General features: G+C 71.0%; 14 protein-coding genes. All 14 read left to right on the forward strand.

What is annotated here, in order from left to right; genetic code table 11:
* The first annotated feature begins 227 nt into the window (after window positions 1–227).
* Window positions 228–842, forward strand: a complete 615-nt coding sequence (gene rpsD / locus ACFYZE_RS27390) for a 30S ribosomal protein S4 (protein WP_388999353.1) — start codon at window positions 228–230, stop codon at window positions 840–842.
* Window positions 843–1,018: 176 nt separating this feature from the next.
* Window positions 1,019–1,489 (forward strand): DUF948 domain-containing protein, encoded by a 471-nt coding sequence (locus ACFYZE_RS27395; RefSeq protein WP_388999356.1) that lies wholly within the window; start codon window positions 1,019–1,021, stop codon window positions 1,487–1,489.
* Window positions 1,490–1,492: 3 nt separating this feature from the next.
* Complete coding sequence (locus tag ACFYZE_RS27400) at window positions 1,493–1,843, forward strand: hypothetical protein (protein WP_388999359.1); 351 nt, start codon at window positions 1,493–1,495, stop codon at window positions 1,841–1,843.
* On the forward strand, window positions 1,843–4,515 hold the full coding sequence (gene alaS / locus ACFYZE_RS27405) for an alanine--tRNA ligase (RefSeq protein ID WP_388999362.1): 2,673 nt from the start codon (window positions 1,843–1,845) through the stop codon (window positions 4,513–4,515). Before ACFYZE_RS27400 ends, alaS begins: the two co-directional genes overlap by 1 nt.
* A 26-nt stretch (window positions 4,516–4,541) precedes the next feature.
* Window positions 4,542–5,006, forward strand: coding sequence for a Holliday junction resolvase RuvX (ruvX, locus tag ACFYZE_RS27410; protein WP_263234698.1), 465 nt, complete (start codon window positions 4,542–4,544; stop codon window positions 5,004–5,006).
* Between the two features lie 123 nt (window positions 5,007–5,129).
* Window positions 5,130–6,929 carry an endolytic transglycosylase MltG gene (gene mltG, locus ACFYZE_RS27415; protein WP_388999365.1) on the forward strand — a complete coding sequence of 600 codons (1,800 nt, stop codon included), beginning with the start codon at window positions 5,130–5,132 and terminating at the stop codon, window positions 6,927–6,929.
* A 5-nt stretch (window positions 6,930–6,934) separates the two neighbouring features.
* Window positions 6,935–7,771, forward strand: a complete 837-nt coding sequence (locus ACFYZE_RS27420) for a shikimate dehydrogenase (protein WP_388999368.1) — start codon at window positions 6,935–6,937, stop codon at window positions 7,769–7,771.
* Window positions 7,772–7,940: 169 nt separating this feature from the next.
* On the forward strand, window positions 7,941–9,125 hold the full coding sequence (gene aroC, locus ACFYZE_RS27425) for a chorismate synthase (RefSeq protein ID WP_388999371.1): 1,185 nt from the start codon (window positions 7,941–7,943) through the stop codon (window positions 9,123–9,125).
* Entirely contained in the window at window positions 9,122–9,640 is a 519-nt protein-coding gene (locus ACFYZE_RS27430) for a shikimate kinase (RefSeq protein ID WP_388999374.1), read from the forward strand. Before aroC ends, ACFYZE_RS27430 begins: the two co-directional genes overlap by 4 nt.
* Window positions 9,637–10,728 carry a 3-dehydroquinate synthase gene (gene aroB / locus ACFYZE_RS27435; RefSeq protein ID WP_103842683.1) on the forward strand — a complete coding sequence of 364 codons (1,092 nt, stop codon included), beginning with the start codon at window positions 9,637–9,639 and terminating at the stop codon, window positions 10,726–10,728. The genes ACFYZE_RS27430 and aroB overlap by 4 nt, the downstream gene beginning before the upstream one ends.
* A gap of 236 nt (window positions 10,729–10,964) precedes the next feature.
* Window positions 10,965–11,831 carry a Pro-rich N-terminal domain-containing protein gene (locus ACFYZE_RS27440; protein ID WP_388999377.1) on the forward strand — a complete coding sequence of 289 codons (867 nt, stop codon included), beginning with the start codon at window positions 10,965–10,967 and terminating at the stop codon, window positions 11,829–11,831.
* Window positions 11,832–11,933: 102 nt separating this feature from the next.
* Window positions 11,934–13,040 carry a M24 family metallopeptidase gene (locus tag ACFYZE_RS27445; protein WP_388999380.1) on the forward strand — a complete coding sequence of 369 codons (1,107 nt, stop codon included), beginning with the start codon at window positions 11,934–11,936 and terminating at the stop codon, window positions 13,038–13,040.
* A 45-nt stretch (window positions 13,041–13,085) separates the two neighbouring features.
* The gene (efp, locus tag ACFYZE_RS27450; protein WP_388999383.1) at window positions 13,086–13,652 is read left to right on the forward strand and encodes an elongation factor P; all 567 of its coding nucleotides are present in this window, start codon (window positions 13,086–13,088) and stop codon (window positions 13,650–13,652) included.
* 2 nt (window positions 13,653–13,654) lie between these two features.
* Entirely contained in the window at window positions 13,655–14,089 is a 435-nt protein-coding gene (gene nusB, locus ACFYZE_RS27455; RefSeq protein WP_388999386.1) for a transcription antitermination factor NusB, read from the forward strand.
* The last annotated feature ends 231 nt before the right edge of the window (window positions 14,090–14,320 follow it).

Below are 14,320 nucleotides of genomic sequence, written 5' to 3' on the forward strand. Positions count from 1 at the left end.
ATCCAGGAGCGTCGCGCACCGTCGAACGGTGTCGCGGGCAGCCCACCACCACCCGGAGCCCGGGAGCGGTCGGTGGGCCACTCGCGTGCTGCACGTATGTGCCCAGACCAGGGGAGCGGCTGCCCGGCAGGTCCCGCGCGGACCCGCAGGGTTTCCCCGGCTGCGGATGCGACCTCCCCTAACCCTGGTGAAGCCGATCACTTACAGAAACACGAGGTGTTTGGTTCATGGCGAACCAGTCCCGCCCCAAGGTCAAGAAGTCGCGTGCCCTCGGTATCGCGCTGACCCCGAAGGCCGTCAAGTACTTCGAGGCCCGCCCCTACCCGCCGGGTGAGCACGGTCGCGGCCGCAAGCAGAACTCGGACTACAAGGTCCGTCTGCTGGAGAAGCAGCGTCTGCGCGCTCAGTACGACATCTCCGAGCGCCAGCTGGTGCGTGCCTACGAGCGTGCCTCCAAGGTCCAGGGCAAGACCGGTGAGGCCCTGATCGTCGAGCTGGAGAAGCGCCTCGACGCGCTGGTCCTGCGCTCGGGCATCGCCCGCACGATCTACCAGGCCCGCCAGATGGTCGTCCACGGCCACATCGAGGTCAACGGCCACAAGGTCGACAAGCCGTCGTACCGCGTCCGTCCCGACGACGTCGTGATGGTCCGCGAGCGCAGCCGTGAGAAGGCGCTCTTCCAGGTCGCCCGCGAGGGTGGCTTCGCCCCCGACGGCGAGACCCCGCGCTACCTCCAGGTGAACCTCAAGGCCCTGGCGTTCCGCCTGGACCGCGATCCGAACCGCAAGGAGATCCCGGTGATCTGCGACGAGCAGCTCGTCGTCGAGTACTACGCCCGCTGATCACTTTCCCGCGGACATAGCACTCCCACCCCCGCAGAGCCCGTCGTCCTCCCGCCCCCTCAGGGCGGGCGGACGGCGGGCTTTCGCGCATCGGCCCCCCGAGCCCGGCGGCCGCACCCCTAATCCGGTACGGAGCGGCCGCCCGGGCGCGATAGGCTCGGGGAACCGACTTTTCGATGTTCAGGCACGTTCCAGGGAGCGGGTGCACAACAGTGTCCGGTGGAGAAGTGGCCGGGATCCTGGTGGCCGTCTTCTGGGCGATCCTGGTCGCCTTCCTCGCCGTGGCGCTGGCGAGGCTGGCCCAGACGCTCAAGGCGACCACCAAGCTGGTGGCGGACGTGACCGAGCAGGCCGTCCCGCTCCTCTCCGACGCCTCCGCCGCGGTGCGCTCCGCGCAGACCCAGATCGACCGGGTCGACGCCATCGCGTCGGACGTCCAGGAGGTCACCTCCAACGCCTCCGCCCTGTCGACGACCGTCGCGTCGACCTTCGGCGGCCCCCTGGTCAAGGTCGCGGCCTTCGGCTACGGCGTGCGCCGGGCGATCGCCGGCCGCCGGGAGAACATGCCCGCCAAGGCCCCCCGACGTACCGTGATCGTGGGCCGCACCGTCCCGTCCCCACGACGGGCGAAGCGGAAGAAGGACTAGCGAATGTTCCGCCGTACGTTCTGGTTCACCACGGGCGTCGCCGCCGGCGTGTGGGCCACCACCAAGGTCAATCGCAAGCTGAAGCAGCTGACCCCCGAGAGCCTGGCCGCGACAGCGGCGAACAAGGCGATCGAGGCCGGTCACCGGCTCAAGGACCGCGCGGTGGAATTCGCCCTCGACGTCCGCGACAACATGAACCGGCGGGAGGCCGAACTCGGCGACGCGCTCGGTCTGAACGCCGCCGTCGAGCCCGAACTCCCCGGACCCCGGCGGCACGCCGCCATCGAGAACCGCAACAGCCCGAAGTACGTCGAGACCACGACGTACTCGTACAACCGGAATGAGGACCACTGATGGAGTCGGCCGAGATCCGCCGCCGCTGGTTGAGCTTCTTCGAGGAGCGCGGTCACACCGTCGTCCCTTCGGCGTCGCTCATCGCGGACGACCCGACTCTGCTGCTCGTCCCGGCCGGCATGGTGCCCTTCAAGCCCTACTTCCTCGGCGAGGTCAAGCCGCCCTACCCGCGCGCCACCAGCGTGCAGAAGTGCGTGCGCACGCCCGACATCGAAGAGGTCGGCAAGACCACGCGGCACGGCACGTTCTTCCAGATGTGCGGCAACTTCTCCTTCGGCGACTACTTCAAGGAAGGCGCCATCAAGCTCGCCTGGGAGCTGCTCACCACGCCCCAGGACAAGGGCGGTTACGGGCTCGAGCCCGACCGGCTGTGGATCACCGTCTACAAGGACGACGACGAGGCCGAGCAGATCTGGCGCGACGTCGTCGGCGTCCCGGCCGAGCGCATCCAGCGCCTCGGCATGAAGGACAACTTCTGGTCCATGGGCGTCCCCGGCCCGTGCGGCCCCTGTTCCGAGATCAACTACGACCGCGGCCCCGAGTTCGGCGTCGAGGGCGGCCCCGCCGTCAACGACGAGCGGTACGTGGAGATCTGGAACCTCGTCTTCATGCAGTACGAGCGCGGCGAGGGCACCGGCAAGGACAACTTCGAGATCCTCGGCGACCTGCCGAGCAAGAACATCGACACCGGCCTCGGCCTCGAGCGGCTCGCCATGATTCTGCAGGGCGTGCAGAACATGTACGAGATCGACACCTCCATGGCCGTGATCAACAGGGCCACCGAGCTGACCGGTGTCCGCTACGGCGACGCCCACGACTCGGACGTGTCCCTGCGCGTGGTCACCGACCACATGCGCACCGCCACCATGCTCATCGGCGACGGCGTCACCCCCGGCAACGAGGGCCGCGGCTATGTCCTGCGGCGCATCATGCGCCGCGCCATCCGCAACATGCGCCTGCTGGGTGCCACCGGTCCGGTCGTCAAGGACCTGATCGACGTGGTGATCCACATGATGGGCCAGCAGTACCCCGAGCTCGTCACCGACCGAGAGCGCATCGAGAAGGTCGCCCTCGCCGAGGAGTCCCGCTTCCTCAAGACGCTCAACGCCGGCACGAACGTCCTGGACACCGCCGTCGCCGAGACCAAGGCCGCCGGCTCCACCGTGCTGCCCGGTGACAAGGCCTTCCTGCTCCACGACACCTGGGGCTTCCCGATCGACCTCACCCTGGAGATGGCCGCCGAGCAGGGCCTCGCCGTGGACGAGGACGGCTTCCGCCGCCTGATGAAGGAGCAGCGGGAGCGCGCCAAGGCCGACGCCCAGGCCAAGAAGACCGGCCACGCCGACCTCGGCGCCTACCGCGAGATCGCCGACACCGCCGGCGAGACGGACTTCATCGGCTACACCGACACCGAGGGCGAGTCCACGATCGTCGGCATCCTGGTCGACGGTGTGTCCTCCCCGGCCGCCACCGAGGGCGACGAGGTCGAGATCGTCCTCGACCGCACCCCGTTCTACGCCGAGGGCGGCGGCCAGATCGGCGACACCGGTCGCATCAAGGTCGACTCCGGTGCCGTCATCGAGGTCCGCGACTGCCAGAAGCCGGTCCCGGGCGTCTACGTCCACAAGGGCGTCGTCCAGGTGGGCGAGGTCACCGTCGGGGCCAAGGCCCAGGCCACCATCGACACCCGTCGGCGCAAGGCCATCGCCCGCGCCCACTCGGCCACCCACCTCACCCACCAGGCCCTGCGCGACGCCCTCGGCCCCACGGCCGCCCAGGCCGGTTCCGAGAACCAGCCGGGCCGCTTCCGCTTCGACTTCGGCTCCCCGTCGGCCGTACCGACGGCCGTGATGACCGACGTCGAGCAGAAGATCAACGAGGTGCTGGCCCGCGACCTCGACGTGCACGCCGAGATCATGGGCATCGACGAGGCCAAGAAGCAGGGCGCCATCGCCGAGTTCGGCGAGAAGTACGGCGAGCGCGTCCGCGTCGTGACCATCGGCGACTTCTCCAAGGAGCTGTGCGGCGGCACGCACGTGCACAACACCGCCCAGCTCGGCCTGGTGAAGCTGCTCGGCGAGTCCTCCATCGGCTCGGGTGTGCGCCGTATCGAGGCCCTGGTCGGCGTGGACGCGTACAACTTCCTCGCCCGCGAGCACACGGTCGTCAACCAGCTGACCGAGCTGCTCAAGGGCCGCCCGGAGGAGCTGCCCGAGAAGATCTCCGGCATGCTCGCCCGGCTGAAGGACGCCGAGAAGGAGATCGAGAAGTTCCGCGCCGAGAAGGTGCTCCAGGCCGCCGCCGGACTCGCCGAGTCCGCCAAGGACGTCCACGGCGTGGCCGTCGTCACCGGTCGGGTCCCGGACGGCACCACGCCCGACGACCTGCGCAAGCTGGTCCTCGACGTGCGCGGCCGCATCCAGGGCGGCCGGGCCGCCGTGGTCGCCCTGTTCACCGTCAACAACGGCAAGCCGCTCACGGTCATCGCCACCAACGAGGCCGCTCGCGAGCGCGGTCTGAAGGCCGGTGACCTGGTCCGCACCGCCGCCAAGACCCTCGGCGGCGGCGGTGGCGGCAAGCCGGACGTCGCCCAGGGCGGCGGCCAGAACCCGGCCGCCGTCGGCGAGGCCGTCGACGCCGTGGAGCGCCTGGTCGCCGAGACCGCAAAGTAAGAACCGGTCAAGAAACGGTCGTGATGATGAGAAGAGGACGCCGACTCGCCATCGACGTCGGTGACGCCCGGATCGGGGTCGCCTCCTGCGACCCCGACGGGATCCTCGCCACCCCGGTCGAAACGGTCCCGGGGCGGGACATCCCGGCCGCCCAGCGGCGACTGAAGCAGCTCGTCGAGGAGTACGAGCCGATCGAGGTCGTCGTCGGACTCCCTCGCTCCCTCAAGGGGGGCGAGGGCCCGGCGGCGGTCAAGGTCCGTGGTTTCGCCCAGGAGTTGGCGCGCATGATCGCGCCGGTTCCGGTCAGGCTGGTGGACGAGCGCATGACCACGGTGACGGCCAGTCAGGGACTGCGCGCCTCCGGCGTGAAATCCAAGAAGGGCCGCTCGGTGATCGACCAGGCGGCCGCGGTCATCATCCTGCAGCAGGCGCTGGAATCCGAACGGGTGTCAGGGAAATCTCCTGGCGAAGGCGTCGAAGTGGTCATCTGATCGCGATACGGTAACGTTCCGCGCGATGCGATGGTGTTCGAACAGCCACCGCACAGAGAGAGGCGGAACGGGAGCCGGGTCACAGCGCCGCGCGACCTGAAGCCTCGCGGCTCTAGGGGATCGATGACTGAGTATGGCCGGGGCCCAGGCTCCGCACCGTGGCATCCGGAGGACCCGTTGTACGGGGACGGCGGATGGGGAGGACATGAGGGCCACGCCGCCCCGTCCCCTTACGGCGGCCAGCACCACCCGGAGCAGCCGCAGCAGCACTACGGCGACTGGGGAGGCGGCCGGCAGGGCGCGCACGACCAGGGGCAGCAGGACTACCAGCAGTACGCGGACCAGCAGCAGTACCAGCAGCAGGGACAGCATCCGGACGGGCAGCGGTACGACACGCAGGCGCAGTACGAGCAGCAGTACCCGGGCGGGCAGGGGCAGCAGAACCAGCCGCAGTACTCGGGCCGACAGGGGCAGCACGAGCAGCAGTTCCCCGGTCAGGGGCAGCAGGGCTACGGCGACGTCGGCTGGGACGGCGGTGGGCAGGCCCATGTGCCGTACGCCCCCGACCCGGCCGACCCCTACGGCGCCCAGCCCGGTGCCTACGGCGGCGAGCAGCCCGACTTCTACCAGACGCCCGACGCGTATCCGCCGCCGGAGCCGCCGAACCGGCGGCGCGCCGAGCCGGAACCGAAGACCGACTGGGACCCCGACCCCCAGGAGGACGACCACGCCTTCTTCGCGGACGGTGACGACGAGGACTACGCCGACGACGAGCCGGACGGCCGGCGTGGCCGCGGCGACCGGCGGGGACGCGGCGGCAAGACCGCCAAGGGCAAGAAGCGCCGCAACGGATGCGCCTGCCTGGTGGTCGTACTGGTCTTCGGCGGCGGTATCGGCACAGTCGGATATTTCGGGTACCAGTTCTACCAAAATCGTTTCGGCGCGGCGCCCGACTACGTGGGCGAGGGCGACGGCGAACAGATCACGGTCACCATTCCGAAGGGAGCCGGTGGTTACACCATCGGCCGGGTGCTGAAACAGGCCGGTGTCGTCAAGAGCGTCGACGCGTTCGTCGCGGCGCAGGAGCAGAACCCCAACGGCAAGAGCATCCAGGCGGGCACGTACACGCTGAACAAGCACATGTCCGCGGCCGCCGCCGTGCAGCTGATGCTCAGCCCGAAGAGCAAGAACAACCTGATCATCGCCGAGGGGTGGCGCAACACCAAGATCTACGCGGCGATCGACCAGCGGCTGCAGCTCAAGCCGGGCACCACCCAGGACGTCGCCAAGAAGGAGTGGTCGACCTTCGGCCTGCCCGACTGGGCCAACAGCAGCAAGCAGATCAAGGACCCGCTGGAGGGCTTCCTCTACCCCTCCGCCTATCCGGTCTCCAAGGGCATGAAGCCCGAGGACGTCCTGAAGCAGATGGTCGACATGGCCAAGGAGAAGTACGCCGAGTTCGGCATCCAGGCCAAGGCCAAGAGCCTGGACCTGCAGAATCCGCTGCAGGTCCTCACGGTGGCGAGCCTCGTGCAGGCCGAGGGCAAGTACAAGCACGACTTCGAGAAGGTCGCGACGGTCGTCTACAACCGGCTCAAGCCGACCAACACCGAGACCTACGGCCTGCTCGACTTCGACTCCACGGTCAACTACCTGCGCGGCCAGTCGAAGCTCGACACCGGTTCCGTGAACGCTCTGCGGCAGATCGACGACCCGTACAACACCTACAAGATCAAGGGGCTGCCGCCCGGGCCGATCGACAACCCCGGGGAGGTGGCGATCAAGGCCGCCCTCAACCCGGCCAAGGGGAACTGGTACTACTTCGTCTCGATCAACGAGAACGAGACGCTCTTCGCCGAGACGAACGAGGAGCAGAACCGCAACCGCGAGAAGTACCTGCAAGAGCAGAAGAAGGGTCAGTAAGGCTCATGACGGGCACCGCCGGCAAGCGCCGGGCCGCCGTCCTCGGCTCCCCGATCGCCCACTCCCTCTCCCCGGTGCTGCACCGCGCCGCCTACCAGGAGCTGGGGCTGACGAACTGGTCCTACGACCGGTTCGAGGTCGACGAGCAGGCCCTGCCCGGTTTCCTCGCGGACCTCGGACCCGAGTGGGCGGGGCTGTCACTGACCATGCCGCTCAAACGAGCCGTCATCCCGCTGCTGGACTCGGTCAGCGACACGGCGGCCTCGGTCGAAGCCGTGAACACGGTCGTGTGCACCGAGGACGGTCGGCGCGTCGGGGACAACACCGACATCCCCGGCATGGTCGCCGCCCTGCGGGAGCGCGGCATCGAGGAGGTGGACTCCGCCGCGATCCTCGGCGCGGGCGCCACCGCCTCCTCCGCGCTGGCCGCGCTGGCCCGGATCTGCACCGGTCCCGTGGTCGCCTACGTCCGCAGCGAGGCCCGCGCCGCCGAGATGCGGCAGTGGGGCGAGCGGCTCGACGTCGACATCCGCACCGCCGACTGGGCGGACGCCGACCGGGCGCTGCGCGCGCCGCTGGTCGTCGCCACCACACCGGCCGGGACGACGGACGCGTTGGCCGCCGCCGTCCCGGAGCGCCCGGCGACCCTGTTCGACGTGCTCTACGACCCCTGGCCCACGGCCCTCGCGGCACGGTGGTCCGCCTACGGCGGCGCCGTCGTCAGCGGCCTCGACCTGTTGGTCCACCAGGCCGTCCTCCAGGTCGAACAGATGACGGGCCGTGCCCCGGCCCCGCTGGACGCCATGCGCAAGGCGGGGGAGCACGCCCTGGCGGCCCGGTAGAAGAGGCCCCCCGGCCCGTCCGCCTGATGGACCCGGGGCCGGTCACGCCGCCGGACGTGGGAGGATCGGAGGTGGCGGGACAGGGGCCGCGCACCCGGTCGCGCCGTCGCCGTACGCGAGGACGCGCGTACGCAGGGCAGTACCAGGGCGCGAGCACTGAGGAGCATCGTTGAGCAGGTTGCGCTGGCTGACCGCGGGGGAGTCCCACGGTCCCGCACTTGTCGCGACGCTGGAGGGCCTTCCCGCCGGCGTGCCGATCACCACCGAGATGGTGGCGGACCACCTGGCGAGGCGGCGGCTGGGCTATGGACGCGGTGCGCGGATGAAGTTCGAGCGCGACGAGGTCACGTTCCTGGGCGGTGTCCGGCACGGTCTCAGCCTGGGCTCCCCGGTGGCGATCATGGTCGGCAACACGGAGTGGCCCAAGTGGGAACAGGTCATGGCGGCCGACCCGGTGGACCCCGAGGTGCTCGAGGGGCTGGCCCGCAATGCGCCGCTGACCCGGCCGCGTCCGGGGCACGCGGACCTGGCGGGTATGCAGAAGTACGGGTTCGACGAGGCCCGCCCGGTGCTGGAGCGGGCGTCTGCGCGGGAGACGGCGGCGCGTGTGGCGCTGGGTGCGGTGGCGCGGTCGTACCTGAAGGAGACGGCCGGGATCGAGATCGTCTCCCATGTGGTGGAGCTGGCCTCCGCCAAGGCCCCCTACGGCGTCTACCCGACCCCCGCCGACGTCGAGAAGCTGGACGCGGATCCGGTGCGGTGCCTGGACGCGGACACGTCGAAGGCGATGGTCGCGGAGATCGACCAGGCGCACAAGGACGGTGACACGCTCGGTGGCGTGGTCGAGGTGCTCGCGTACGGAGTCCCGGTGGGGCTCGGGTCGCACGTGCACTGGGACCGGCGGCTGGACGCGCGGCTCGCGGCCGCGCTGATGGGGATCCAGGCGATCAAGGGCGTCGAGGTCGGTGACGGGTTCGAGCTGGCGCGCGTGCCGGGGTCGAAGGCGCACGACGAGATCGTCACCACCCCCGAGGGCATCAAGCGGGCCACGGGCCGCTCCGGCGGGACCGAGGGTGGTCTGTCCACTGGTGAGCTGCTGCGGGTCCGCGCCGCGATGAAGCCGATCGCGACGGTGCCGCGGGCGCTGCGGACGGTCGACGTCTCCACCGGTGAGCCGGCGCAGGCCCACCACCAGCGCTCGGACGTGTGCGCGGTCCCGGCGGCCGGGATCGTCGCCGAGGCGATGGTCGCCCTGGTCCTGGCGGACGCGGTGGCGGAGAAGTTCGGCGGTGACAGTGTGGCCGAGACCCGCCGCAACGTACGGGGCTACCTCGACAGCCTGGCGATCCGGTGAGTGCGGTGCCTGTGGTCGTGCTGGTCGGCCCGATGGGGGTCGGCAAGTCCACGGTGGGGCAGTTGCTGGCCGAGCGGCTGGGCGTCGGTTACCGGGACACCGACCAGGACATCGTGGCAGAGCAGGGCCGGTCCATCGCCGACATCTTCGTGGACGAGGGTGAGCCGGCCTTCCGCGCTCTGGAGAAGGCGGCGGTTCACAAGGCCCTGTCCGAGCACGACGGCGTCCTCGCCCTGGGAGGCGGAGCGATCCTCGACGACGAGACCCGCGCGCTGCTCGCCTCGCACCGTGTCGCCTACCTCTCGATGGACGTCGAGGAGGCGGTCAAGCGCACCGGGCTGAACACGGCCCGTCCGCTGCTGGCGGTCAACCCGCGCCGGCAGTGGCGAGAGCTGATGGAGGCCCGCCGCCACCTGTACGAGGAGGTCGCGACGGCCGTCGTGGCCACCGACGGCCGCAGCCCCGAAGAGGTCGCCCAAGCGGTCCTTGACGCACTGGAGTGGAAAGAAGCATGAGCGAGGCAGTGACGCGGATCCAGGTCGCCGGCACCGCGGGCACCGACCCCTACGAGGTCCTGGTGGGCCGCCAACTCCTGGGCGAGCTGGCCGGGTTGATCGGGCACAAGGCCAAGCGGGTCGCGGTGATCCACCCCGAGGCGCTGGCCGAGACGGGCGAGGCGCTGCGCGCCGACCTGGCCGAGCAGGGCTATGAGACCGTGGCCGTCCAGGTGCCCAACGCGGAGGAGGCCAAGACCGCCGAGGTCGCCGCCTACTGCTGGAAGGCGCTGGGCCAGTCCGGATTCACCCGCACCGACGTCATCGTCGGGGTCGGCGGCGGAGCGACCACCGACCTGGCCGGGTTCGTGGCCGCGACATGGCTGCGCGGGGTGCGCTGGATCGCGATCCCGACCACCGTCCTGGCGATGGTGGACGCGGCGGTCGGCGGCAAGACCGGCATCAACACCGCCGAGGGCAAGAACCTGGTCGGCGCCTTCCACCCGCCCGCCGGCGTGCTGTGCGACCTGGCGGCGCTGGACTCCCTGCCGGTCAACGACTACGTCTCCGGGCTCGCCGAGGTCATCAAGGCCGGTTTCATCGCCGACCCGGTCATCCTGGAGCTGATCGAGGCGGACCCGCAGGCCGCCCGCACCCCCGCCGGCCCGCACACCGCTGAGCTGATCGAGCGGTCCATCAGGGTCAAGGCGGAGGTCGTCTCCTCCGACCTGAAGGAGTCGGGCCTGAGGGAGATCCTCAACTACGGGCACACGCTCGGCCACGCGATCGAGAAGAACGAGCGGTACAAGTGGCGTCACGGCGCCGCCGTCGCCGTCGGCATGCACTTCGCGGCCGAACTCGGGCGTCTGGCGGGCCGGTTGGACGACGCGACCGCCGACCGGCACCGCACGATCCTCGAGGCGGTGGGGCTGCCGCTGCACTACCGCTACGACCAGTGGCCCAAGTTGCTGGAGACGATGAAGGTCGACAAGAAGTCCCGCGGCGACCTGCTGCGCTTCATCGTCCTGGACGGTCTGGCCAAGCCCACCGTGCTGGAAGGCCCCGACCCGGCGGTTCTGCTCGCCGCGTACGGCGAAGTCGGGCAGTAGTCGCGTACGGCGAAGTCGCGCAGCAGCTCAGTCCGGTCGGTCCCGGGCGGCGGGCGACTCGTGCCCGCTGGGTACCCGTTGCCCCGATTCGCCTGCGGGGATGGGCACTTCGGGCCGCTCCCGGCCGTTCACACAACGGCGGCCGGGGACGGTACCGTTCGGTGGGGAGCGGGGGTCACCCCCGCTGCCAGTGTCGAACGCCCGCGAGCCCCAACACGAGACGGAGTGGCCACCGGATGCAGCACGCAGTGGGAGCTCCGCTGCCGCCGCCCCACCAGCCGGGGCACGGCCCGGCGACCACCTGGTCACCGGCCGCACACCAACCGGGGCACCCGGGCGCCCACTCGGGCCCCGCACCGCGGACCACGCCCACGCCGGGCTTCACGGCGCCACCGGTGCCCCCCGCAGCACCTCCCGCCCACCGGCCGCCGCAGCCCACGTCCGTCCCGCCCCCGTCGGACCCCACCGGGCAGATGCGGCTCCCGCCGGGCGCCCCGGTCGGTGTCCCGAGCGCACCCCCCACCGCCGGCGCGCCCGACCCCGCGTCCGCCACGCTCGCCGTGCTGCTCATCGGCCCCGCGGGCGCCGGCAAGACGAGCGTCGCCAAGTACTGGGCCGACCACCGCCGGGTCCCCACCGCCCACATCAGCCTGGACGACGTCCGCGAATGGGTCCGCTCGGGCTTCGCCGACCCGCAGTCGGGGTGGAACGACAACTCGGAGGCGCAGTACCGCCTGGCCCGCCGCACCTGCGGCTTCGCGGCCCGCAACTTCCTGGCCAACGGCATCTCGTGCATCCTCGACGACGCCGTCTTCCCGGACCGTCCGGTGGTCGGCCTCGGTGGCTGGAAACGGCATGTGGGCCCCGGACTGCTGCCGGTCGTGCTGCTGCCCGGCCTGGAGATCGTCCTGGAGCGCAACGCGAAGCGCACGGGCAACCGCCGGCTCACCGACGAGGAGGTCGCCCGCATCCACGGCCGCATGGCCGGCTGGTACGGCTCCGGCCTGCCGATCATCGACAACTCCCAGCTCGATGTGGAGGGCACGGCCCGCGTCCTGGACGAGGTGCTGGCCCGCGCCATCGCGAGCCCCCCGAAGTGGTGACGCGGTAGCGCAGCAGGCCTCCCCGTCCACGGAGCGTCGTCCCCGCCGCCCGTCCGGCCCTCTGGACCGGCGATATTCGGCCACCGCTCGTAGGCTCGGGTCATGTCAGAGGTGTACGCGGCCCGCCGGGAGCGGCTCAGGGAACGCTGCAGCGCGGGCGGCGGTGGGACGGCGCTCGTCTCCCGACCCGCCAACGTCCGGTATCTCGCGGGCGCCGCGCCCAAGGGCGCCGTCCTGCTGCTGGGCATGGGCGAGGACGTGCTGGTGTGCGCCGGACCGCCGGACGATCACCCCGCGGACGGGCGGCCCGACGAGGCGCTGCGGGTGCGCGTTCTGCCGGTGACCGGCGGCGACCCCGCCGTCGCCGCCGCCGACCTGGCCGCGGCGCAGGGTGCCGAGTCCCTGGCGGTGGAGGAGCACCACCTCACCGTGGCCCGGCACCGCTCCTTGCGCTCGGTCGCGCCGAGGCTGCGGCTCACGGACCTGGGCGGCGCCGTCGAGCAGTTGCGGGTCGTCAAGGACGAGGAGGAGATCGCCCTCCTCAGGATCGGCGCGGAGATCGTCGACCAGGCCCTGAGCGAGCTGCTGGAGTCGATCCTGGTCGGCCGCACCGAGCGCCACCTCGCCCTCGAGCTGGAGCGCCGCCTCGTCGACCACGGCGCCGAAGGGCCCGCCTTCGCCACCTCCGTCGCCACCGGCCCGAACGCCGGCCGACGCGGCCACCGCCCGACCGACCGGCGGGTCGAGGAGGGCGACTTCCTCTCCGTCTGTCTCGGCGCCGCCTACCGCGGCTACCGCTGCGAGATCGGTCGCACCTTCGTCATCGGCACCTCGCCCGCCGACTGGCAGATCGAGCTGTACGACCTGGTCTTCGCCGCCCAGCGCGCCGGACGCCAGGCTCTCGCCCCCGGCGCCGCATACCGCGACGTGGACCGGGCCGCACGTCAGGTGCTGGACTCCGCGGGGTACGGCCGGGCGCTGCCGCCGCTGACCGGGCACGGTGTGGGACTCGAAATCGACGAGGACCCTCAGTTGGCCCCCGCGGCCATGGGTAAACTGGACGCTTGCGTGCCGGTCACCGTCGAACCGGGGGTCCACCTCCCGGGCCGGGGCGGTGTCCGGATCGATGACACGCTCGTCGTACGCCCCGAGGCGGACGGCGGACCCGAGCTACTCACCATCACGACCAAGGAGCTGCTGGCGCTGTAGGCGCCTGCCCCGGGGTCGTACGTCAGTCCAGGAGATTCCGCAACCGTGGCTTCCACGAACGACCTCAAGAACGGCATGGTGCTCAAGCTCGAAGGCGGCCAGCTCTGGTCCGTCGTCGAGTTCCAGCACGTCAAGCCCGGCAAGGGCCCCGCTTTCGTGCGCACCAAGCTCAAGAACGTGCTCTCCGGCAAGGTCGTCGACAAGACGTTCAACGCCGGTGTCAAGGTCGAGACGGCCACTGTCGACAAGCGCGACATGCAGTTCTCGTACATGGACGGCGAGTACTTCGTCTTCATGGACCTGGAGACCTACGACCAGCTCCACGTCGACCGCAAGGCCGTCGGTGACGCCGCCAACTTCCTGATCGAGGGCTTCACCGCCACCGTCGCGCAGCACGAGGGCGAGGTGCTCTTCGTCGAGCTCCCGGCCGCCGTCGAGCTGACCATCGCGGAGACCGAGCCGGGTGTCCAGGGCGACCGCTCCACCGGCGGCACCAAGCCCGCCACCCTGGAGACCGGCCACCAGATCCAGGTCCCGCTCTTCATCACCACCGGTGAGAAGATCAAGGTCGACACCCGCACGAGCGACTACCTCGGCCGGGTGAACAGCTAACCGTGGCTGCCCGTAACACGGCCCGTAAGCGCGCCTTCCAGATCCTCTTCGAAGGCGACCAGCGCGGGGCCGACGTCCTGACGGTCCTCGCGGACTGGATCCGGCACTCGCGGACCGACACCCGGCAGCCGCCGGTGAGCGAGTACACGATGCAGCTGGTCGAGGGCTACGCGCAGCACGCGGAGCGGATCGACGAGCTGATCGCGCAGTACGCGGTCGGCTGGACGCTGGACCGGATGCCGGTGGTCGACCGCAACATCCTGCGCCTCGGGGCCTACGAGCTGATCTGGGTCGACGAGACGCCGGACGCCGTGGTGCTCGACGAGATGGTGCAGCTCGCCAAGGAGTTCTCCACGGACGAGTCCCCCTCGTTCGTCAACGGCCTCCTCGGGCGTCTGAAGGACCTGAAGCCGTCGCTGCGCCGTGACGAGAGCTGAAGAGAAGTACCCGAAGAACGCCGGAGGGCCCGCAGCGCGTGTGCTGCGGGCCCTCCGGCGTTCTCGGCGAAGTGGTCCTGCCCGGCCGAAAGTGCCGCCGGGGGGGGGGGGGGCCCCCCGGGGGGGGCCCCCCCCCCGGGCGGGGGGGGGGGGGGCCGGGGGGGGGGGGGGGGGGGGGGGGGGGGCCCCCCCGCCCGGCGGGCCCCGCGCGCGCGGCCCCCCCCCTAAACG

The organism is Streptomyces sp. NPDC001796 (assembly GCF_042892355.1).
Classification (GTDB): Bacteria; Actinomycetota; Actinomycetes; order Streptomycetales; family Streptomycetaceae; genus Streptomyces.